General features: G+C 73.9%; 13 protein-coding genes. 10 read left to right on the top strand and 3 right to left on the bottom strand.

Annotated elements, in window-relative coordinates; translation table 11 throughout:
• Positions 1 to 226 precede the first annotated feature (226 nt).
• Positions 227 to 1,456, bottom strand: coding sequence for a serine/threonine-protein kinase (locus MB828_RS25490; protein ID WP_301650233.1), 1,230 nt, complete (start codon positions 1,454 to 1,456; stop codon positions 227 to 229).
• Between the two features lie 111 nt (positions 1,457 to 1,567).
• On the bottom strand, positions 1,568 to 3,253 hold the full coding sequence (locus MB828_RS25485; RefSeq protein WP_301650232.1) for a serine/threonine-protein kinase: 1,686 nt from the start codon (positions 3,251 to 3,253) through the stop codon (positions 1,568 to 1,570).
• A 466-nt stretch (positions 3,254 to 3,719) separates the two neighbouring features.
• On the opposite strand from MB828_RS25485, the gene MB828_RS25480 reads away from it, so the two are divergent.
• From MB828_RS25480 to MB828_RS25440, 9 genes are all read left to right on the top strand, one after another.
• Entirely contained in the window at positions 3,720 to 7,580 is a 3,861-nt protein-coding gene (locus tag MB828_RS25480) for an FHA domain-containing protein (RefSeq protein ID WP_301650231.1), read from the top strand.
• Between the two features lie 163 nt (positions 7,581 to 7,743).
• A complete protein-coding gene (locus MB828_RS25475) occupies positions 7,744 to 9,123 on the top strand; it encodes an ABC transporter substrate-binding protein (RefSeq protein WP_133021580.1) in 1,380 nt (459 codons plus the stop codon).
• Between the two features lie 7 nt (positions 9,124 to 9,130).
• Positions 9,131 to 10,474 (top strand): carbohydrate ABC transporter permease, encoded by a 1,344-nt coding sequence (locus MB828_RS25470; protein WP_301650230.1) that lies wholly within the window; start codon positions 9,131 to 9,133, stop codon positions 10,472 to 10,474.
• Entirely contained in the window at positions 10,471 to 11,310 is an 840-nt protein-coding gene (locus tag MB828_RS25465; RefSeq protein WP_301650229.1) for a carbohydrate ABC transporter permease, read from the top strand. Before MB828_RS25470 ends, MB828_RS25465 begins: the two co-directional genes overlap by 4 nt.
• 155 nt (positions 11,311 to 11,465) lie before the next feature.
• Positions 11,466 to 13,727: a bifunctional glycosyltransferase/CDP-glycerol:glycerophosphate glycerophosphotransferase gene (locus MB828_RS25460; RefSeq protein WP_301650228.1), complete on the top strand. Its 2,262-nt coding sequence runs from the start codon at positions 11,466 to 11,468 to the stop codon at positions 13,725 to 13,727.
• A gap of 124 nt (positions 13,728 to 13,851) precedes the next feature.
• A complete protein-coding gene (locus MB828_RS25455) occupies positions 13,852 to 16,047 on the top strand; it encodes a bifunctional glycosyltransferase/CDP-glycerol:glycerophosphate glycerophosphotransferase (protein ID WP_301650227.1) in 2,196 nt (731 codons plus the stop codon).
• Between the two features lie 2 nt (positions 16,048 to 16,049).
• Positions 16,050 to 18,299 carry a bifunctional glycosyltransferase/CDP-glycerol:glycerophosphate glycerophosphotransferase gene (locus MB828_RS25450; protein WP_301650226.1) on the top strand — a complete coding sequence of 750 codons (2,250 nt, stop codon included), beginning with the start codon at positions 16,050 to 16,052 and terminating at the stop codon, positions 18,297 to 18,299.
• Positions 18,296 to 19,579 carry a hypothetical protein gene (locus MB828_RS25445; protein ID WP_301650225.1) on the top strand — a complete coding sequence of 428 codons (1,284 nt, stop codon included), beginning with the start codon at positions 18,296 to 18,298 and terminating at the stop codon, positions 19,577 to 19,579. The genes MB828_RS25450 and MB828_RS25445 overlap by 4 nt, the downstream gene beginning before the upstream one ends.
• Positions 19,580 to 19,684: 105 nt before the next feature.
• Complete coding sequence (locus MB828_RS25440; protein WP_301650224.1) at positions 19,685 to 21,205, top strand: hypothetical protein; 1,521 nt, start codon at positions 19,685 to 19,687, stop codon at positions 21,203 to 21,205.
• Here the strand turns inward: MB828_RS25440 and MB828_RS25435 are convergent.
• Positions 21,192 to 21,608, bottom strand: coding sequence for an organic hydroperoxide resistance protein (locus tag MB828_RS25435; protein ID WP_133021573.1), 417 nt, complete (start codon positions 21,606 to 21,608; stop codon positions 21,192 to 21,194). The genes MB828_RS25440 and MB828_RS25435 overlap by 14 nt on opposite strands.
• A 132-nt stretch (positions 21,609 to 21,740) precedes the next feature.
• Between MB828_RS25435 and MB828_RS25430 the strand changes: the two genes are divergently transcribed.
• Entirely contained in the window at positions 21,741 to 22,223 is a 483-nt protein-coding gene (locus tag MB828_RS25430) for a MarR family winged helix-turn-helix transcriptional regulator (protein ID WP_301650223.1), read from the top strand.

Raw genomic sequence — 22,223 nt, 5'->3', positions numbered from 1 at the left:
GAGAGGCAGGCACGGAACCGGGACGGCGGCCCGGGGCGGGGGCCGCTTCCCTCGCGGTCCGGGGCGGAGCGCCGCGGCGGTGACCGTGTCGGTGACCGTTTTGCCGCCCACCGGGTCGGGGGGGGCGGCCGGGCGGGGGAGCCAGGCCGAGCGGCCGTGGTCGGGACCGTGCCGCCCGCCCCGTCGGGTGGGCGGGCCGGGGAAGCCCGGCCGGGCCGCCGGCCGGTCACGGGGTCGATGTGCTGTGCGTCTCCTGCGGGGGTGAGTCGTCGCCCGACGACGCCAGCCACGCGCCGACGCCCACCGCCGCGGCCACCACCACCCCGGCCACCGCCAGCGTCACCCTGCGCCGCCGGGCCGCCACGCGATGGCGGGCCGAGCCGGGCCGCGGGGCCCCGGAGGCCCGCGGCGCCCGTGCCGTACCGCGGGCACCGCCCGCCAGCTCGTCGGGCCCCGGCACCCGCATCGACGTGTGCGTGTCCCGGTTGGAGTCCGGCTTCGCGCCCGGCACCAGGGAGACGGCGCCGCGCCGTCGTACCCGCTGCTCCTCCTCGGCCGGAGCCGCGGCCGACTCCTCGGCCGCCTCCTCCGGTGACTCCACGTCCGGTTCGTCGACGTCCAGCGGCGGCATCCCGGCGAGCGTCGGCAGCTGCTCCCGCAGCCGCGCGGCCAGCTCGGAGGCGCGCAGCCGGGAGGCGGGCGCCTTGGCCAGGCACTGGACGAGCAGCTGCCAGAGCTCCTCGGGGATGCCGGGCAGGGGGACGACCGTCTCCGTGACGTGGCGGCGCAGCACGGCGCCGGGGTGACCGCCACCGAAGGGGGTGAAGCCGGCCAGGAGCTCGTACAGGACCGTCGCCAGCGCGTAGATGTCCACCGACGCGCGGGGCGGCAGGCCCTCCACGATCTCCGGGGCCAGGTAGTCGGGGGTGCCGATGATCTTCGTGGCCCGGGTCCGCTTCGGGGAGTCGATCAGCTTCGCGACGCCGAAGTCGGTCAGCAGGGCGGGGTGGGAGCCGCCGGGGCCGAGCGGGCCCTGCATGTCGAGCAGCACGTTCTCCGGCTTGACGTCGCGGTGCACGACGCCCGCCGCGTGCGCGGCCGCCAGCCCGTCCGCGACGTCCGCGACGATGGCGACGGCCGCCTCGGGCGCGAGGCGCCGCTCCCGCTCCAGGCGGGTGCGCAGATCGGTGCCCCGGACCAGGTCCATGACGAGGGCGAGGTCGTTGCCGTCGACGACGAGATCGCGGACGGAGACGACGTTGGGGTGCTCCAGGCCCAGCAGGGCCGTGCGCTCCTGCACGAAGCGGCCCACCAGTTCCTCGTCGGACGCGAGGTCCTCGCGCAGCAGCTTGATGGCGACGGGCCCCTCCGGCCCCTCGCCCAGCCACACCGTGCCGGCGCTGCCCCGCCCCAGGATCTGGTTGGCGGTGTACCGGCTGCCGATCTTCCGTGCCAAGACTGCTCCTACCGACGCGTGTTGCCGATAAAAGTACGCGTCGGAAGAGCCAACCTTCACCCCGGAGGCGGAAATCACCCGCCAGATGTCGACAAGTCCCCAAACTCGCGCTCAGTTGCCGGAGCCGCTGCCCAGGTCCTTGACCCAGCTGCTGACCGTGCCGGCCCAGTCGCTCAGCTGGTGCCAGTAGCCCTGGCCCTGTCCCACCCAGGTGTGCACCGGGGTCAGGTCCCAGATCAGCCAGCCCGCGACGAACAGGATGACGACCATGAACAGGCAGCCCTTGAGGCAGCCGAGGCCGGGGATCCGCATCGGGTTGGCGCTGCGGCGGCGGGGCTCCCGGGGCTCTCGCGGGGCCCGCTGCGGTTCGGCGGGGGGCGCGTAGCGCTGCTGCGGCTGCTGCGGCGGGGCGTACTGCTGCGGCTGGTGGCCGTAGCCGGCCGGCTGCTGCTGCCCGTACCCGCCCGGTCCGCCCTGCTGTCCGCGCGGCTGCGGCCGGCGCACCGGCTGCTGCTGCGGGGCCTGGCGCGGCTGCTGCTGCGGCCGGGCCACCTGGCGCTGGGGACGGCGGCGCAGCGGGTCCTCGCCCGGGTCGAGGTACTGGACCTGGGTCTGCTCGTTGCGGTCACGGGCCGCGCGGAGCTGGGTCTGCCAGGGGTGCGGCTGCTCCGGCTGCTGCGGTCCGCCGCCCGGCTGCCCCTGGGGCACCGGCGGCATGACGGCGGTGGGGTCGGCGGCGCCGGTGTTCGGCAGCACCGCGGTCGGGTCCGCCGCACCGGCCGGACCGCCGGTGTGCGGGAGGACGCTGGTCGCGGCGTTCGGGTCGTACCCGCCGGTGTTCGGCAGCACCTGTGTGGGATCGGCGGAGCCCGGTACGGCCGCCGGCGCCGGGTCGGGAGCCAGCAGGGCGCCCACGCCCTCGGCCGCGGCGATCTGCGCGGAGTTCGCGTGCACGCCGATGCCCTCGGCGACGACCCGCAGGCCGCGCGCGAGGTTCTCGGCGCTGGGCCGGTCGTCGGGGTTCTTGCGCAGGCACCGCTCTATGACCGTCCACAGCGGGTCGGGGACGGTCGAGGGGCGGCGGGGTTCGGCGCTGAGATGCTGGTGGAGGACCTCGAGGGCACTGCCGCCGGAGAACGGCGGGCGGCCGGTGACCAGCTCGTACAGCAGGATGCCGGCGCCGTAGATGTCGACGGCGGAGGTCTGCGGGCGGCCCTCGGCGGACTCCGGTGCCACGTACGCGGGCGTGCCGACGAACTCGTGGGTGCGGGTCAGGCCCGGGGAGTCGGCGAGGCGGGCGATGCCGAAGTCGGTCAGCATCGGGTGCATCTGGCCGTTGAACTGCTGGAGCAGCACGTTGGCCGGTTTCAGGTCGCGGTGCACGACGCCGTCGGCGTGGCTGGCGGCGAGCGCGTCGGCGACCTGCGCGGTGAGCAGGGCGGCGGCGACGGGCGTGAAGGGGCCGCTCTCGCGCAGGTAGCGGTGCAGGTCGGGACCCTCGACGAGGTCCATGACCAGAGCCAGGAGATCACCCTCGACGACCAGGTCGCGGACCCGGACGATGTTCGGGTGGGTCAGCCGGAGCAGGACGGAGCGCTCCCGCAGGAAGCGCATCACGATGTCGGGGTCGCTCGCGAGCTCTTCCTTGAGGACCTTGATCGCGACGGTCTCACCGGGCTGGCCGGGCACGGCCGCCTCGGCGCCCGCGGTCTCCCGCTGGCGGGCACGCCAGACGGTCCCGGTGGCGCCGCGTCCGAGCGGCTCCTCCAGGAGGTACTTGCTGCCTACCGGCCGCACGTCATGCGCTCCCTGTTGCTTGCCGAGTTGCTTGCCGAGTTGCTTGCCGTGTTGTCTGTCGAGTCGCTTGCTGGTGTGTCCTGGTCCTGTGTGTCCGACCCACTGTAGTGCCGTGCCGCCCGGCACCGGTCTGTCGTCCGGCTTGCCTTCCCCGCCCCCGTAGGCAGCCGATAAGCGTTCCGGACGTATCCCCATACGTAGGTGTTCCCGCGCGCGTTCGATGGAAAGACGCTCGCTTCGGTCCGTCGGTTGCCGGGCCCGGACGTGACCGATCTCAAGTGATCGCGCACGCGGTACTGGTCAGGCACTTTTGGGGGCAGAGCTGACCAATCAAGATCACTTACCATCGGGTCGTGGGCGTGTTGTCAGTGGCAGGTGCGAGGATGCGTACGACAGCAGAACTGGCCGACGTGCTTGTGGCGGTGGGGGGAATTCCGCGCCCGCGCAGAAGGGACCGCTGACGGCGATGCAGATCCGGCTGACCGTCGTAGACCCGCTGGGCCCTGCCGCGCAGCGGGGCCGGGCCGTGAGCCGCGACGTGCTGGTGACGGCGCCGGCGGGCACGGATCTGGCCGCGGTGGCCTCCGGACTGGCCGCGGCGGTCACCGGGGACGGCAGCCTGGGCGGCCGCGAGCAGAGCAGCGCCCCGGTCGTGCTGTACGCCGGAGTGGAGCGGCTGGACGCCCGCCGCCGCATCCTGGGCGAGCCCCCGCTGGTCGACGGCGCCGTGCTGTCCCTGGGCGCCCCCGCGGCCCCCGAGCCGCATCCCGAGCTGGACGACGCCCCTACCCAGCTGCACGTGATCGCCGGCCCCGACGCGGGCGGGGTCCACCTGCTGCACGGCGGCCAGATCACCATCGGCCGCTCCGCCGACGCCGACATCCCGCTCGACGACCCGGACGTCTCCCGGCTGCACTGCGCCGTGACGGTCGGCGCCGACGGCCGGGTCTCCGTCGCCGACCTGCACTCCACGAACGGCACTGCGCTGGACGGCACCCGCGTCACCGACCGCCCGGTCCGCCTCACCCCGGGAGCGCTCCTGCGCGTCGGGGAATCGGCCCTGCGGCTTACGCCGTCCGGGGGGCCGGGGGCCCGGGTGGGCACGGCACCGGACGGCGAGGGCTGCGTACGGGTGCTGCTCGGAGACGAAGGGCCGCTCGCAGGCGAGGGCGAGGAGTCCGACGGGAGCGGTGCCACGGGCGGGACCGGCGGTCTCGCGGGCACCGCGCGCGGGACGGCGGTGGCCGACGGCCCGGCCGCCCCCGCGGGCCGCACCCAGCACGCCTATGGAACAGCGGGCTGGGGAGCCCCGGGCCCAGCGGCCGCGGGCCGGGAACACGGTCCGGCGCAGTCGCCGGTCGTACCCGCGCAGGGAGAGGCACCGAGGATCGAGCGCCGGGGCGGACCGACGCCCTCCGGGGCGGGCGCGGCCGGGCGGGCCGGCGGGGCCCTGGGCGGGCGCGCGGGCGAGTCGTCGTCAGCCGGGTCCGGGTCGGTGGACGGCCGGTTCCCGGCCGGGGCGGGACACCACGAGTCCTCGCCCATGGGACATCGCGGCGGACCGTCCGGCCCTCACGGCGCGGCCACGGACAGCTCAGGCCCCGGTCCCGACTCGCACCCCGGCTACGACTCGGGCCACGGTCACGGCTCGGGCCACCGTCACGACTCCGGATCCGGCACCCGCTCCGGCTCCGGCTCCGGTGACACGCACGCCGGCCGCGCTGGGCTCTACGGCGGTCCCGGGGCCCGGGACACCGGTGCCGACCGCACGCCGCCCGGGACCACGGCGCCCGCATCCGCGACGCCCGGGACCACCCGTCCGCCCGCCTCGGATCCGGCCGCCGCCGCACGGGCCGCCGCCGGCCCGGCCCCCACCCCTTCGGCACCGCACCGAACCGCGCCGGACGCCTCCGCGCCGGCCGACCACACCTCCGCCGGCACCCCTTCCGAGGGCGCCGCCCCCGCCGGCAGGCGCAAGGGCACCCCGCTGCGCGGTACCGACGCCCCCGTCCTGCCCGGTGCGCGCAGGCGCGGCGGTCTCGGGGCCTGGGCGCGGCGGCTGGCCGGCGGCCGCGGTGAGCCCCTGTCCGCCGCCGACGGCGAGACCGTGACCGAGGCCGGCCTCGCCCCGTCCGCCGATGTCGCCACCCAGCCCGAGACCTGGCCCGACCCTGCCGCCCTGCTGCTGACCGCGCTCGGCCCGGGCCCCCGCCTGTGGGAGCGCGGCCCCGGCCACCCGGAGGCGCTCACCGTCCGGCTCGGCACCGCGGACCGCCCGTCGCCCGACGGCTCCGGCCTGCTGCCCGCCGTCCCCGTCACCGCCGGCCTGCGCGAGGCCGGCGCCCTCGGCCTCGCGGGTCCGCGCAGCCGCCTCGCCGGGCTGGCCCGCGCGGTGCTGGCCCAGCTCACCGCGCTGCACTCGCCCGACCTGCTGGAGATCGTGCTGATCAGCGCGGACCGGGCCCGCCCCCTGGAGGACCGGACGGCCGAGTGGTCCTGGCTCGGCTGGCTCCCGCACGTCCGCCCCGGGCACGGCCAGGACTGCCGGCTGCTGCTGGCCTACGACCGGGAACAGGCGGCGGCCCGGGTGGAGGAGCTGCTGCGCAGGGTGGAGGACCTGTCCGCGCCCCGGCGCCCGGCCACCCCGGCCGACCGCCCGGCCCTGACCGGCACGGCGGACGCCCCGTCGGCGGCAGCCGCCCACCGGCCCTCCTGGGCCCGCGGTGACCTCGGCGACCCCGGCGCCGACGGTGCCGACGGCAGGGGCGGCTTCCCGGGTCCGTACACGGTCGTCGTCGTGGACGGCGATCCCGGCGGTGCGGCGCTGCGTGACGCGGTGGCCCGGCTGACCGTCGCCGGTCCCCGGGCCGGGGTGCACGTGCTCTGCCTGGCGGAGACGGCTCCCACCTCCCCCGCCTCCCCGGTCGCCGAGACCTACGAGCAGGCGTGCGCGGTCACGCCGACGTTCCGGGAGTGCGGGGCGGTGGCCCTGCTCAGCGGTGACGTGGCGACGGCGCTGCATCTCGTGCGGGTCTCCGCCGGTCCCGTCGGGCCCGGCACCCTGGCCGCGGTGGACGCGGTCTCCGCCGCCTGGGCCGAGCGGTTCGCGCGGGCACTGGCCCCGCTGCGCTCCGACGGCCCGGCCGGCGACCGGCACGCGCGCGTGGCCGCCCCACTGCCCCAGTCCGCCCGGCTGCTGGACGAGTTGGGGCTGGCCCGGGCCACCCCCGCCTCGTTGATGGCCCGTTGGGCCGACGCGGCCGACGACACCGAGTCGCTGGGCGGCCGGGCCCGAGCGGTGCTCGGCGCCGGACCGCACGGCCCGCTCGTCGCGGACCTGGTGACCGAGGGACCGCATCTGCTGATCGAGGGCCCGCCCGGCAGCGGCCGTACGGAACTGCTGCGGGCGCTGGTCGCCTCACTGGCGGCGGCCGAGCGCCCCGACCGGCTCGGGATCGTGCTGATAGACGGCCGTGACGGCGTCGGCACGGGAGCCGGGCAGGGCGAAGGCCTGAGGGTGTGTACGGACATACCTCACGTCACCACCCACCTCACCGCCAACGACCCCGTGCGGATGCGGGAGCTCGCGCAGTCGCTGAGCGCCGAGCTGAAGCGGCGGGCCGAGTTGCTGGGCCGCGGCGACTTCACCGAGTGGCACGCCCAGCGGGAGATCTCCGGCCGGATCGTCCCCCAGCGCGGCCGCCCGGCCGCCTCGGGAGCCGCGGACATAGAAGCCCCGCCCAGCTCGACGCTCCGGCTGCGCCCGTCGGCCGGTGCCGCGGCCCGCCGGCGCACCGAGACACCGCCGCCGCCCCCGCTCCCCCGCCTGGTGGTCGTGGTCGACGACCTGGACGCCCTGGTCTCCCCCGCGCTCGGCTCCCCGGGCCGCCCGGCCGCCGGTTCCGTGATGCGGGCGCTGGAGGCGGTGGCCAAGGAGGGCGAGCGGCTCGGCGTCCACCTGGTCGCGGCGGCCGGTACGGGCGGTCGTACGGCGGAGACCGAACCCGCCCGGCAGGCCACCCTGCGCGTCGCGCTGGACGCACCGGCCACCGGCCCCGACGAACCGGCACCGGGCCGCGGCCGTCTCACCACCCCGGACGGCCGTGCCACGGCGTTCCAGGCGGGCCGTGTCACCGGCCGTATCCCCCGCACCGCCACCCAGCGCCCCACGGTGGTCGCCCTCGACTGGCACCGCATGGGCGACCCGCCCGCCCGCCGCCCGGTCCGCGAACTGGGCAACGGCCCGACGGACCTGGCCCTGCTGGCGAGCGCGGTGGAACGGGCCGCGAAGGAAGTCTCGGCGGCGGAGGTCCCGTCACTCCTGTGATCCCGCCCCGGTGACCGGCCGCTGACCGGCCGATGATCACGAGGCGATCACGATCCCCCGTACTGACCTGTACGCACCCTTGCCGCGCAGGCGGCCCCCGCGTACACCGGAGCGCACGGGACAGAGTTCTGACGTTCAACGAAGAACGACGAACGGGGAAGTGATGCGCACAACCAGCAACACCATCCGGACACACAGGGCCCTCACCGGCCTCGCCGCGGTCCTCGCGGGAGCCCTCGCCCTCAGCGCCTGCGGAAGCAGCGACAAGAAGAAGGACGACGGCGGCGACACCACGAGTGCCGCCCCGACGAGCAGTCTCGCCCTCCCGAAACTCGACGGCACCACCCTGGAGGTCGCGGCCGTCTGGACCGGGCAGGAGCAGAAGAACTTCAAGCAGGTGCTGGCGGAGTTCGAGAAGCGCACCGGCGCGAAGGTGACCTTCGTGCCCGCCCAGGACCCGATCATCAACTTCCTCGGGTCGAAGATCGCGGGCGGTCAGCCGCCGGACATCGCGCTGCTGCCGCAGCCGGGCGCGATCAAGCAGGCCGTGCAGAAGGGCTGGGCGAAGCCGCTGAGCGCCGACACGGTCACGGAGGTGCAGAAGAACTACTCGCAGGGCTGGCAGGACATCGGCAAGGTCGGCGGGAAGCAGTACGGCGTCTACTACAAGGCCGCCAACAAGTCGCTGATCTGGTACAACACCAAGGTCTTCGAGAACGCGGGCGCCAAGGAGCCGAAGACCTGGCAGGAGCTGCTGACGGCGGCGCAGGCGGTCTACGACTCGGGCGTCACCCCGTTCTCCGTGGGCGGCGCGGACGGCTGGACGCTGACCGACTGGTTCGAGAACGTGTACCTCTCCCAGGCGGGCCCGGAGAAGTACGACCAGCTCGCCCAGCACAAGATCAAGTGGACCGATCCGTCGGTGAAGCAGGCGCTGACCACGCTCGCCCAGGTGTGGGGCAAGAAGGGGTACGTCGCGGGCGGCGCGGCGGGCGCGCTGCAGACGGAGTTCCCGGCCTCGGTCACCCAGACCTTCACCGGCGGTGACCAGCCGAAGGCCGCGATGGTCTACGAGGGCGACTTCGTGCAGGTCAACATCGGCGAGACCAAGGCGAAGGTGGGCACGGACGCCAAGGTGTTCCCGTTCCCGAGCGTGGGCTCGACCGCGCCCGTGGTCTCCGGCGGTGACGCGGCCGTGATCTTCAAGGACTCCAAGGGCGCGCAGGCGCTCGCGAAGTTCCTGGCCTCCCCGGACGCGGCGACGATCCAGGCGAAGCTCGGCGGCTACCTCTCGCCGAACAAGAGCGTGGCGAACTCGGCGTATCCGAACGAGGTGCAGCGCAAGATCGCCCAGGCCCTGATCGCCTCCGGTGACGACTTCCGCTTCGACATGTCCGACCAGGCCCCGCAGGCGTTCGGCGGCACCCCGGGCAAGGGCGAGTGGAAGGACCTCCAGGACTTCCTCCAGAACCCGAAGGACGTCGCGGGCACCCAGGCGAAGCTGGAGAAGGACGCGGCGGCCGCCTACGGCAGCGGAAGCTGACGCGGCGATGGCATCGCCCACCGCGGTGGGGGTCCCCGGGACCCCCACCGCGCCCGCCCCGCGCAAGAGCGTGACCGGCACCCGCAGAACCGTGGCGGCCCTGTTCCTGCTGCCCGCCCTGGTGCTGCTCGGTGCGCTCGTGGTCTACCCGATCGGGTACTCGCTGGTCCGCAGCTTCTACAACGCCGACGGCAGCGGATTCGCCGGCTTCGACAACTACAAGGCGATCTTCACGGACGACGGCATCCGCACCGCCCTGAAGAACAACGTCATCTGGGTGGTGTTCGCACCGACGGTCTCCACCGCCCTCGGACTGATCTTCGCGGTGCTGACCGAACGGATCCGCTGGGGAACGGCGTTCAAGCTGGTCGTCTTCATGCCGATGGCGATCTCCATGCTGGCCGCCGGCATCATCTTCCGGCTCGTCTACGACCAGGACCCGGACAAGGGCGTCGCCAACGCCGTCTGGGTGGGCGTCCATGACACCTTCGCCCGGTCGTCGGCGTTCCCGAACGCGCACCCGGGCCGGGAGTCGCCCCTGAAACCGGATCAGGGCGGCTTCCTCACCACGGCGGCCGTGCACACCGGCCGGACCGTCACCCTGCCCCTGGTCGGGGTCGCGCCCGACCAGATGCCCGACGGCGCGAAGAGCGCCGTGGCGGCGAAGCCGGACCCCGGGAAGATCACCGGGACCACCTGGCAGGACTTCACCCGCGGCAAGGGCGTCGGCAGGCCGGGCGCCCCCGACCCGTCCGAGCTCGGCTACGACGGGATGCGGATCGAGGCGGTGAAGGACGGCAAGGTGGTGGCGTCCACGAAGGCCGCCGCCGACGGCACCTTCACCCTGCCGGCCACCGCCGACGGGGCACGACTGCGACTGCCGGCGAGCAACTTCAAGCAGCCCTACAACGGCGTCGACTGGCTCGGCCCGTCCCTCGTCACCCCGGCCATCATCGGGTCGTACGTGTGGATGTGGGCGGGCTTCGCGATGGTGCTGATCGCGGCCGGGCTCGCGGGCGTGCCCCGGGAGCTCCTGGAGGCGGCACGGGTCGACGGGGCGACGGAGTGGCAGGTGTTCCGCAAGGTCACGGTGCCGCTGCTGGCGCCGGTCCTCGCGGTCGTCACCGTCACGCTGATGATCAATGTGCTGAAGGTGTTCGACCTGGTGTACATCATCGCGCCGGGCTCCTCGCAGGACGACGCGAACGTGCTGGCCCTGGAGCTGTACCGGAAGGGCTTCTCGGAGGGACAGCCGGGCATCGCGAGCGCGATCGCGGTGTTCCTGCTCCTCCTCGTCATCCCGGTGATGTGGTTCAACGTGCGCAGGCTGAGGCGGGAGGAGCGGCGATGAGCTGGCTGCTGGAGAAGGTCAACGGCGGTCTGGTGCGCGTCTTCCTGATCGTCGTGGCGCTGTTCTGGCTGGTGCCGACGATCGGGCTGCTGGCGTCCTCGCTGCGCTCGCCGGAGGACATGAGCGCGAACGGCTGGTGGCATGTGTTCAGCAAGCCGTCCCAGCTGACGTTCGACAGCTACCAGAAGCTCCTGGAGAACGGCGACATCACGCACTCCCTCTGGAACACGGTCCTGATCACCGTCCCGGCGACGATCCTGGTCGTGGTCATCGGGGCGCTGGCCGGGTACGCGTTCGCGTGGATGGAGTTCCCGGGCCGGGACTGGTGGTTCCTGATCGTGGTCAGCCTGCTGGTGGTGCCGGTCCAGGTGGCGCTGATCCCGATCGCCGAACTCTTCGGCAAGATCGGGCTGTTCGGGACGATCCTCGGGGTGATCCTGTTCCATGTCGGCTTCGGACTGCCGTTCGCGGTGTTCCTGCTGCGGAACTTCTTCGCGGAGATCCCGCGCGAGCTGCTGGAGGCGGCCCGCCTGGACGGCGCGGGTGAACTGCGGCTGTTCACACGGGTGGTGATGCCGCTCGGCGGGCCGGCGATCGCGAGCCTCGGCATCTTCCAGTTCCTGTGGGTGTGGAACGACATGCTGGTCGCGCTGGTGTTCACCAAGTCGGGCACGCAGCCGATCACGGTGGCGCTTCAGACCCAGGTACGGCAGTTCGGCAACAACGTCGACGTGCTGGCGCCCGGCGCGTTCATCTCGATGGTGATCCCGCTGGCCGTGTTCTTCGCGTTCCAGCGGCAGTTCGTGACCGGTGTGATGGCGGGCGCGGTCAAATAGCAGCACAAGCAGCACCAGAAGAGGGCGAGTCGGTCACCGGCTCGCCCTCACCCGCTCATCGGACGTAACCCGTATGACGTAAGGAACCGTAACCACATCACTCCATTGGCCGTTCCCGGGCAGAACGCCCGCGCCGACCGACCCATGGATGTCCCTTGCCCAGGTTCAGTGTCATTGTCCCCGCGTACAAGGTCCAGGCGTATCTGCCCGAGTGCCTGGAGTCGGTGCTCACGCAGTCGTATCCCGATCTCGAACTGATCGCCGTGGACGACCGTTCGCCGGACGCCTGCGGCACGATCATCGACGAGTACGCGGCCCGCGACGCGCGCGTGCGCCCGGTGCACCTGCCGGAGAACCAGGGCCTGGGCGGCGCCCGCAACGCGGGGATGGCCCAGGCGTGCGGCGACTACCTGGTCTTCCTGGACGGCGACGACACCCTGACCCCGGACGCGCTGCGGGCGGTCGCCGACCGGGTCAAGGAGACCGGCGAGCCGGACGTCCTGGTGTACGACTACGCGCAGACGTTCTGGACGGGCCGGGCGGAGCGCAACAAGCTGGCGTCACAGCTGACCGAGCAGGGGCCGGCGCCGTTCCGGCTCGATGACCGGCCGGGGCTGCTCCGGGTCCTGATGGTGGCGTGGAACAAGGCGTACCGGCGGGAGTTCGTCGAGGAGCAGGAGTTCGCCTTCCCGCCCGGCTACTACGAGGACACCCCCTGGACGTACCCGGCCCTGATGGCCGCCGGGTCCATCGCGACCCTGGACCGGGTGTGCGTGCACTACCGGCAGCGACGGCGGGGCAGCATCCTCGGCACCACCAGCCGCCGGCACTTCGACATCTTCGACCAGTACGACCGGGTCTTCGCGTTCGTCGACGCACGGCCCGAACTGGCCCACTGGCGGCCGCTGTTGTTCCGCCGGATGGTCGACCACTTCTCGACGGTCTTCACCAGGCGGGAGCGGCTGCCCCGCGGCACCCGCGGCGAGTTCCTGCGCAACGCCCGTGCGCACTGCCGCCGTTACCGGACCAAGGGCACCCCCGTCCGGTGGCGCACCCGGCTCCGGCACGCCCTCGTCCACCACGGCCTGCACCGCACCTACCGCGCCGTGCAGCTGGCGATGTGGGCCCGCCGCCGTACGGTCAAGGCGGGCGTCAAGGCCGCCCGCGGACTGCGCTCGGCCCTGCTCCAGCTGCACTACCGCGTCCAGCTGCGCCTCCCGCTGCGCGCCGACCGCGCGGTCTTCGCCGCCTACTGGAACCGCGGCCACGGCTGCAACCCGGGCGCGCTCGAGCAGGCGTTCCGCAGTCATGCCCCGCACATCCGGACCGCCTGGATCGCCCGCCCCGAGCACCAGCACACGATCCCGCCGGGCCCACGCCGGCTGCGCCCCGGCACCCTCGCCTACTGGACGGCGCTGGCCCGCTCCAAGTACCTGGTCAACAACGTCAACTTCGACCGGCGGCTGAGGAAGCGCCCCGGCCAGGTGTTCGTGCAGACCCAGCACGGCACCCCGCTCAAGCACATGGGCCTGGACCTCCAGGACCACCCGGCGGCCGCCGCCGACCTGGACTTCGAGGAACTCCTGCGGGGCGTCGACAAGTGGGACTACCTGCTGTCCGCGAACCGCCACACCACGCTGACCTGGGAGCGCGTCTACCCCGGCGACTACACCACCCTCGAGTACGGCTATCCGCGCAACGACGTCTTCCAGCAGGCCACTTCGGCCGACGTCAGCCGGATCCGCGCGTCGCTGGGCATCCCCGAGGGCTCGGTCGTCCTCCTCTACGCACCCACCCACCGCGACTACCGGCGCACCCAGCGCCCCGTCCTCGACCTGGACCGGATCGTGCGCCGCCTCGGCCCGCGCTTCGTGATCCTGGCGCGCGCCCACTACTGGCACGGCGGCCCCCTGGGGACGGGCCCCCGGGTGATCGACGTCAGCGGCCACCCGAGCGTGGAGTCCCTCTGTCTGGCCTCGGACGCGCTGGTCACCGACTACTCGTCGATCATGTTCGACTACGCCAACCTGGACCGGCCGATCGTCGTGCACACCGAGGACTGGGACGCCTATGACGCGGCCCGCGGCACCTACTTCGACCTGCGTTCCAACCCGCCCGGCGCGGTCGCCCGCACCGAGGACGAGCTGATCGACATCTTCGCCGACGGCCACTGGTGCGGCTCCCGCTCCGCCCAGCTGCGCACCGCCTTCCGGGAGCGGTTCTGCCGGTACGACGACGGGCGCGCCGCCGAACGGGTCGTACGCCATGTGGTGCTCGGCGAACCGGCCGGGCTGCCGGAGTTCGTCCCCCTGTCCGAACGGCACCCCGTTCCGTCGGCCGCCTCGGGCCTCGGCCAGTCCCCGTTGGCCACCGTTCCGCAACCTTCCGGCCATCTGCCCGTCACCGACGGGCACTGACCGCCGTTTGCCTTCCGAGGAGCTCTTCCATGCCCCCCAACACCTCGCGGCCCACTCCGTCCCGGCCGTCCACCTGGCGACCGGCGGGGCGACCGGGCCGCATGCACATCTGAGAAAGAGCAGCATGCCCCGCTTCAGCATCATCGTCCCGTCCCACGGGGTCGCCGGCCGGCTGTCCCAGGCGCTGGACTCCGTCCTCGCCCAGTCCTTCGGCGACCTGGAGCTGATCCCGGTCCCCGACGGTCCCGACGCCCCGGCCGCCTCGGTCGCCGCCGGATACGCCGAGCGGGACGCCCGGGTGGTCCCGGTGCACTCACCGCCGTCCGCCGGACTGGCCGGGGCCCGCAACACGGGGATGCGGGCGGCCCGCGGCACGTACCTGCTGTTCCTCGACGGCGACGACCTGCTGGTGCCGGGCGCGCTGGCGCGGCTGGCCGGACGGCTCACCGACACCGGTGACGTGGACGTCCTGTACTTCGGGCACGAGCGGGCACCGTGGTGGGAGGGCGAGCCGACCGCCCCGGCGGCACCGCTGCTGGCGGCCGCCCCGCCGGGCCCGTGCGCACCGGAGCAGGCGCCGGAGCTGACCGGGGTGGCGCTGCCGGCCTGGAGCGCGGCCTACCGCCGCGACTTCGTCGTGGACCGGCGGCTGGTGTTTCCCGACGGCCACTTCACGGACGTCGGCTGGGGCGGCCTGACCACCGTCGCCGCCGAGCGGATCGCGGCGCTGCGGTCGGTGGTCGTACGGCACCGGCTGCGCCGGCAGGGCAGCCGGCCGAACCTGCCAGGTGCGCACCAGCAGGACCTCCTCGACCAGGCGGAACTGGTGCTGGAGCGGGCGGCCGCGCTGCCGGGCGACCGGGCACGGGCGCTGTTCGAGCAGGTCTTCGCACTGGTGCTGCGGACGGCCGCGCGCCCGGACCGGATGCCGTCCGGGCACCGGGCCTTCTTCCGCCGGGCCGGACGGCTGCACCGCACCCACCGGCCGGCCGGGTTCCGGATGCCGGGCGGCAGCGTGGGCGTGCAGCACCGGCTCCTCGCGGCCGGGGCGTACACGGCGTTCCGCGCGCTGCGCGGGGCCAACCGGGTGGCGGCCGCCGTGGCCGCGCGGCTGCCCCGGCCGCGGATGCCGCTCACCCGGCTGCGCTACGCCCTGGAGCTGCGCCGCCCGCTGGACGCGAACCTCGCCGTGTACTGCGCCTACTGGGGGCGCGGCTACACCTGCAACCCGGCCGCGATCCACGCCGTGGCCCGCAACCTCGTCCCGCGCATCCACTCGGTGTTCCTGGTCGAGGCGGGCCGGGAACACACCCTGCCGAAGGGCGTCGACCACGCGGTGATCGGCAGCCGCCGCTACTGGCAGGTGCTGGCCCGCGCCAAGTACCTGATCAACAACGCCAACTTCGCCGAAGGGGTCGTCAAGCGGCCCGGCAGCGTCCACCTCCAGACGCAGCACGGCACCCCGCTGAAGAAGATGGGCGTCGACCAGTCGACGTACCCGGTGGTCGCCGCGCGCACCGGCAGCTTCACCAGGCTGCTCGGCCGCGTCGACCGCTGGGACTTCAACCTGTCCGCCAACCGCCACTCCACCCAGACCTGGGAGCGCGCCTTCCCCGGCTCGTACCAGGCACTGGAGTACGGCTATCCGCGCAACGACGTGTACTACACGGCGTCCGCCCACGACGTGATCCGGATCCGGCGGCGGCTGGGCGTCCCGGACGGCAGGACGGCCGTCCTGTACGCGCCGACCCACCGCGACCACCACACCGGGTTCGAGCCCGGCCTCGACCTGGAGGCGTTCTGCGAGGCGGCCGGCGAGGACGTGGTCGTGCTGCTGCGCGCGCACTACTTCTACGACCAGGGCCGGCTCACCGCGGGCACCGGCCGGGTCATCGACGTCACCGGGCACCACTCCACCGAGGACGTCTGCCTGGCGGCGGACGCGCTGGTCACCGACTACTCCTCCATCATGTTCGACTACGCCAACCTCGACCGGCCGATCGTGGTCTATGCCGACGACTGGGAGGTCTACCGGGAGACCCGGGGCGTCTACTTCGACCTGATGGCCGAGCCGCCGGGACCGGTCGCCCGTACCCCCGAGGAACTGGCCCGGATCTTTCGCGACGGCTCCTGGCGCGGCCCGGTGTCCAAGGAGCTGCGGTCCGCGTTCCGGCAGCGGTTCTGCCAGTTCGACGACGGCCTGGCCGCCGAACGGGTGGTACGGCGGGTGCTGCTGGGCCAGCCGCCGGAGTCGGTCCCGGCGGTGATCCCGCTGGCGGAACGCCTGCCCGCACCGGCCGCGACCCTCGTCAGGAGCTGACCGTGCCCCGATTCAGTCTGATCGTGCCCTGTTTCAAGGTGCAGGGCTTCCTGCGCGAGTGCCTCGACTCGGTCCTGGAGCAGTCCTTCCACGACATCGAGGTGATCGCCGTCGACGACCGCTCCCCGGACGGATGCGGCGCCATCCTCGACGAGTACGCGGCCCGCGACCCGCGCGTGCGGGCGCTGCACCTCCCGGAGAACGTCGGCCTCGGCCGCGCCCGTAACGCCGGACTCCCTTACGCCACCGGCGACTTCGTCTTCTTCCTCGACAGCGACGACACCCTCGTCCCGGGTGCGCTGCACGCGATCGCCGACCGGCTCGCGGAGTCCGGCGACCCGGACGTGCTGGTCTTCGACTACGCCCGCACCTACTGGTGGGGCGGTACCCGGCGCAACGCCCTCGCGGAGGTCCTCGGCGCCCGGTCGGACACCTTCACGGTCGCCGAACACCCGGAGATCCTCGACCTGTTGATGGTCGTCTGGAACAAGGTCTACCGGCGGGACTTCGTCGAGGAGCACGGCTTCCGGTTCCCGCCGGGCTACTACGAGGACACCCCCTGGACCTTCCCGGTCATGCTCAGCGCGGCCCGGATCGCCACCCTCGACCGGATCTGCCTGAACTACCGCCAGCGCCGCCAGGGCAACATCCTGTCCACCACCAGCCGCAAGCACTTCGACGTCCACGACCAGTACCTACGGGTCTTCGCCTTCGTCGACTCCCGGCCGGAACTGGCGGACTGGCGGCCCTACCTGCACCGGAAGATGGGCGAGCACTGCCTGGACATCCTGGCCAAGCCGGACCGGCTGCCGCCCGCCGCCCGGGCCGAGTTCTTCCGGCGCACGGCGGAGCTGTACCGGGCGTTGCGGCCGGAGGGGGCCGGCCTGGGCGTCCTGGGCGGCTCGTACACCGGGTACCGGCTCCGGCAGCAGGCCGGGCGGGCGGGCCGCGAGGCCGGCCGGCAGGCGCTGCGGGTACGGCGGGCGGCGGGCGTCCGGACCCGGCGCGCGCTCAGCGGCCTGCGTGCCCTGCGGCCGCTGGACGAGAACCTGGTCCTGTACTCGGCGTCCTCACACCGGGGCCTGCTGGGCGACCCGGCGGCCGTCTACCGCGCGGCCCGGGAGATCGCGCCGGACCTGCGCGGTGTGTGGGTGGTGAAGGACGAGGAGGTGGCGGCGGAGCTGCCCGCGGGGGTGGAGCACGTGCTCCTGGACTCCCCGGAGTACCTGCGGCTGACCGCCCGCGCGAAGTTCTTCGTCAACGACGTCAACTGGCCCGGCGCGCTGGTGAAACGGCCCGGGAGCGTGCACGTCCACACCCATCGGGGCACCCCGCTCAAGTACCTGGGCGCCGACCTGCTGGGCAAGCCCGGCGCCCGGCTCGGTTTCGACGTGCCGCAGATGCTGCGCCGGGCCGACCGCTGGGACCACAGCCTCGTCGCCAACCGCCACTCGGAGCTGGTCTGGGAACGGGCCTACCCCTGCCACTTCACCTCGGCCCGCACCGGCAGCCCCCGCAACGACGTACTGGTCGACGCGGCCCGCACGGGACCGGGCGGTGCCGGTGCCGGTGCCGGCGGCAGCGCGGGGGCGGGTGTGGTGGGTGGGGGTTTTCGGGAGCGGTTCGGTATTCCGGCCGATCACACCGTCGTGCTCTACGCGCCGACCCGCCGCGACTACGTCCGGGGCGGTCACACCGACCGCATCGACCTGACCGGGTTCGCGGCCGATCTCGGGCCGGGCCACACCCTCGTGGTCCGGCTGCATCCGGCGCTGGCGACCGGCCCGGCCCGCGGGCTCGGGCTGGCCGAGCTGCACCGGCGCGGGGTCGTGGTCGACGCGACCGGCGAACCGCACGTCGAGGAGGTCATGCTGGCCTCGGACGTACTGGTCACCGACTACTCGTCGATCATGTTCGACTACGCCAACCTGGACCGGCCGATCGTCGTGCACGCCGACGACTGGCCCGCGTTCACCGCGAGCCGGGGTGCCTACCTCGACATCACCGCCGAGGCGCCCGGCCATGTCTCGCGCTCCTACCGGGAGTTGGTCTGGCTGTTCACCTCGGGCGGCTGGCGGGACGAGGAGTCGGCGCGGCTGCGGGCCGACTTCCGGTCCCGGTTCTGCGAGTTCGACGACGGAAGGGCCGCCGAACGCGTCGTACGGACGCTGCTGCTGGGCGAGCCGATGCCGCCCGCCGCCGCCCGGGTGCCGGAACCGGCCTCCGGACACGATCTGCTGGCGTCGACATGAGACCGCGCACCTGGGTGCTGGTGCTGGCCGCCGTGTGCGCGGTGCTGCAACTCGCCGACGTCACCGGCCGGGACACCCCCGACTCCAAGAACTACGTGTCGTACGCGCTGGCGCTCGGCGGGACGGGCAAGCGGCAGGCGGCGGCCGAGACGGTCGACTGGGTGTGCGCCGGCCGGGCGTCGGCCGCGCGGCGCGCGCAGAGCGTGGACGTGCTGCGCTTCCACGCGCCGAGCCCGGCCGGCCGGGTGTACGCCGACTGCCGGTCCGCGGAACTGCGCCGGGTGACACGGCGGTTGCGGGCGGGCGGCGCCCAGACGGACGGGCACATCGTGCCGTTCGTCGGCCCCCGGCTGCGGGCCGTCTTCGAGGTGCGGCCCGGTTATCCGGTGTTCCTGCTGCCGTTCGTCGCCGTGTTCGGGGTGACGTGGGGGGTGTGGCTGGCGAGTGTGCTGGTCACGGTCGCGGGCGGGATGCTGGTCTTCCTGGTCCTGCGGACGCTGTCGGTCCCGGTGCCGCTCGCGCTGACCGGCCAGGCCCTGTACTACGTCCTGCCGGTCGGTACGACCGCGATGCGTCCCATGGCCGAGGGCCTGCTGCTGGCGCTGACCCTGACGGCGGTGTGGGGCTGCGCGCTGGCCCTGACCCGGCGGGCGCGGACGGGCACGGCGCTGGTCGCGGGCGCACTGCTCGCGCTGTTCACCGTGAAGCACTCGCAGGCGCTGTTCCTCGGGGCGGACCTGGCCGGGGCGGGAGCGGCGGTCGCGCTGTGGCGCGGGCGGCACGGCCGGGCCCCCGGGCGCGGGGTGGTGGCGATCGCGGCCGCCGGGTGCCTGGCGGTCGCGGGCACGCTGCTGCTGGCCCGGCTGCTGCGCTACCCCTCCGAGACGGAGAGCGTGCAGGACCTGCTGACCAACCACTACGCCCACCCGGACCGGCTCCGTCCGTGGCGGGAGTTCCTCCATCTGGAGGGGAACTTCTGGGTGGAGTGGCTGCGCCGGCAGGCGAAGGAGCCCCTGTTCGCGGCCGCGCTGGCGGCCGGGGCGTGGGGGACGTGGCGGCGGCCCGCCTTCGGGGTCTTCCTGCTGGCGGCGGCGGGCACCGGGATCCTCACCCAGGCCGGGCACCCGGACATCACCATCGGCGGCGACCGGCTGATCGTGCTGGCCTGGCTGCTGCCGGTGGTGGGGGTGCCGCTGCTCCTGGAGCCGCTCGCGCACCGGATGGCTGCGGTGCCCGCGCAAGGGGCCCGTGCGGCGGTCGGCGTTCACCCGATGAGGTGAGCGTCGAGGTCTTTTCTTCGGACCACTCGATGAGGTGATGGTCGGCACATCGGACCGGGCGGGCGGGAACACCTCCCCAATGGTCCGCCCCGTCCGTCCCCGCCGGTGAGCACCGGCGCCCTGGTCCGGCGCGCCGCGCGCGGCTCCACGGCCCTGCGCGGCGGCCGGGTCCGCAGGCTCACCCCGTACCAGCTCTTCGGTCTGCTGTTCTGGCTGCTGATGACGCTGGCGTACTGGCGGTTGCCGCCGTGCTGCGACGCCGGCCGGCACGCGGCGGCGGTGGAAGGGCTGCGGGCCGGCCTGGCGGACCCCGCCGTCTCCCCGTACGTGCTCGCCCAGGGCACGCTGGCGAGGCTGACCGGTCTGACCGGGTGGCAGGTGCTGCGGCTCTGCGGCCCGCTGAACCTGCTGGTGCTGCTGACCGGGCTGGGACGGCTGGTCCGGGTGCTGACCCCGCGCCCGTTCGCGCCGGTGCTGGCGCTGGCCTTCATGGCGGTGCTGTGGGGCACGGAACCGGTCCGGGGCGGCGGCTCGGTGGCGTTGCTGCCGCTGGCCGGGAGCCTCGGCTATCCGTCCGCCTTCGCCCTCGGCCTCACGTTCTGGGCCTGGGCCCTGACCGGCGCCCGGGCCCGCGATCTGCGCCGGGTCCGCTTCGTCGGCCCGACCGGCCTGCGCAGCCCGACCGGATACGCGGCGCTCGGCGTCCTGTACGGGGTGGTGGCGCTGGCCGACCCGGTGCTCGGGGCGGGCGCGGCGGCCGGCGCGGCGGCGTTCACGGCGGGCCGGCAGCGGGGGTGGCGGGGCGCGGTGTGGATGCGGTGGGCGCTGCTGTGCGCGGTGGCGGCCGGCGTGGTCGCGCTGGGAACACACGCCCACGTGCCGCCCCAGCCGTACGAGCGGTACGACGCGCTGGCCACCCAGTGCTGGCTGGCCCTGCTGCCGGGCGTACCCGCACTGTGGCTGCGGTCCCGGAGGGCAGGGGAAGTGAACTGCGACTGGCCGGGCCGGTGGGTCGCGGATGGGGGTCGGCGCGGGAGGTGGGCGGCCGGGGGTGCCGTGTGGGGTGCGGTCCGGCGTGATCCGCTGGTGCTGCTGTTCGCGGTGGAGTGCCTGGTGATGGCGGTGGGTGGCCGGCGGCACGGCTTCGGCGAACTGCTCGGTCTCGCGCTGCTGGCCCCGCAGTGCGCGCTGGCCGTGGAACTGGCGGCACCGCGGCCCTGGCCCGGGTGGCGGCGGGCGCTCGGCTGGGCCACGGCCGGCGGGACCTGCCTGGGCTTCCTGGCCGCGCAGGCCGGAGCGGTCGTACCCCGCTCGGTGGACCCGGTCGGCTTCGTGCAACCGCCGCGCTGGCCGTCGTACGACTGGGCGGTGCGGCACATCGGCCCCGGCGAACCGGTGGTCACGGACGCGTACTACGCCGTGCGCCTGCTCCCCGGCTACGGCGTCGAGCTGGCCGACGGACACGACCACCGCCCCCGGGTGCGCTGGCTGCTGCTGACGCGGCGGGAGAGGCTGCCCGCGGAGGCGGTGGTCGTGGACTGGAGCCGGCGGACCGGTGAGGTGCTCGCGCGGCTCACCCGGCCGAAGGAGGCACCGGTGGCGGCGCGGCCGGCTACTCGACGATGAGCTCGACGGGGATGTTGCCCTTGGTGGCCTTGGAGTAGGGGCAGTAGTCGTGGGCCTGGTGGACCAGCTTCTCGCCGGTCTCGTTGGCGAGCTCCTCGGGGAGCTCGACGCGCAGGGTGACCTTGAGCGCGAAGCCGCCGTCGGACTCGTCCTTGCCGATGCCGACCTCGGCGGTCACGGAGATCTCACCGGTGTCGACCTTGGCCTGGCGGCCGATGGCGCCGAGGGCGCTGGCGAAACAGGCGGCGTAACCGGCGGCGAAGAGCTGCTCGGGGTTGGTGCCCTGGCCGTTGCCGCCGAGCGCGGGCGGGAACGCCAGCGCGAGGTCCAGCTGCCCGTCCGAGCTGACCGCCCGTCCCTCCCGGCCGGTGGCGGTGGCGGCTGCGGTGTAGAGCGCGTCCATGGAAGACCATCCCTCTCGAGGTTGGTGGTTCGGTGTTCCGGCGGCTCCGTTCCGGCCGCCCTCACGACGCCAAGTAGAGCACACAATTAAGTTGTGCACAACTTAATGGCTCGCAAGCGCTACGATGGGGCCATGACCGCGACGACTCCGACCCCCGCGCCTGAGGCAGAGTGGCTCCGCCTGGACCGCCAGATCTGCTTCTCCCTGCACGCCGCGTCCCGCGCCTTCAACGGCGTCTACCGGGTGATCCTCAAGGACCTGGGTCTCACCTATCCGCAGTACCTGGTGATGCTGGTGCTGTGGGAAGAGGGCGACCTGCCGGTCAAGAGGCTCGGCGAACACCTGCGCCTCGACTCCGGCACCCTCTCGCCGCTCCTCAAGCGCCTGGAGGCGGCCGGCCTGGTCCGCAGGGAGCGCAGCACACGGGACGAACGCTCGGTGGAGGTACGGCTGACGGAGACCGGGACGGCGCTGCGGGAGCGGGCGTTGGAGGTGCCCCGCCGGATCGTCTCGGCGACCGGTTTCGACGTGGACGAGATCCGCGATCTCAAGGCCCGCCTGGACCAGCTGACGGGGACCCTGGACGCGGCGGCCCTGGAGGAGGGTTCCTGCTGA

This window comes from Streptomyces arenae (assembly GCF_022343545.1).
In the GTDB taxonomy this organism is placed as follows: Bacteria; Actinomycetota; Actinomycetes; order Streptomycetales; family Streptomycetaceae; genus Streptomyces; species Streptomyces humi.
This window is presented reverse-complemented; position numbering and strand designations above follow the sequence as displayed.

Coding starts and splice junctions, on each gene's coding strand:
- MB828_RS25445 (WP_301650225.1), top strand. CDS start 18,296: ATGAGACCGCGCACCTGGGTGCTGGTGCTGGCCGCCGTGTGCGCGGTG.
- MB828_RS25465 (WP_301650229.1), top strand. CDS start 10,471: ATGAGCTGGCTGCTGGAGAAGGTCAACGGCGGTCTGGTGCGCGTCTTC.
- MB828_RS25475 (WP_133021580.1), top strand. CDS start 7,744: ATGCGCACAACCAGCAACACCATCCGGACACACAGGGCCCTCACCGGC.
- MB828_RS25430 (WP_301650223.1), top strand. CDS start 21,741: ATGACCGCGACGACTCCGACCCCCGCGCCTGAGGCAGAGTGGCTCCGC.
- MB828_RS25455 (WP_301650227.1), top strand. CDS start 13,852: ATGCCCCGCTTCAGCATCATCGTCCCGTCCCACGGGGTCGCCGGCCGG.
- MB828_RS25435 (WP_133021573.1), bottom strand. CDS start 21,608: ATGGACGCGCTCTACACCGCAGCCGCCACCGCCACCGGCCGGGAGGGA.
- MB828_RS25470 (WP_301650230.1), top strand. CDS start 9,131: ATGGCATCGCCCACCGCGGTGGGGGTCCCCGGGACCCCCACCGCGCCC.
- MB828_RS25480 (WP_301650231.1), top strand. CDS start 3,720: ATGCAGATCCGGCTGACCGTCGTAGACCCGCTGGGCCCTGCCGCGCAG.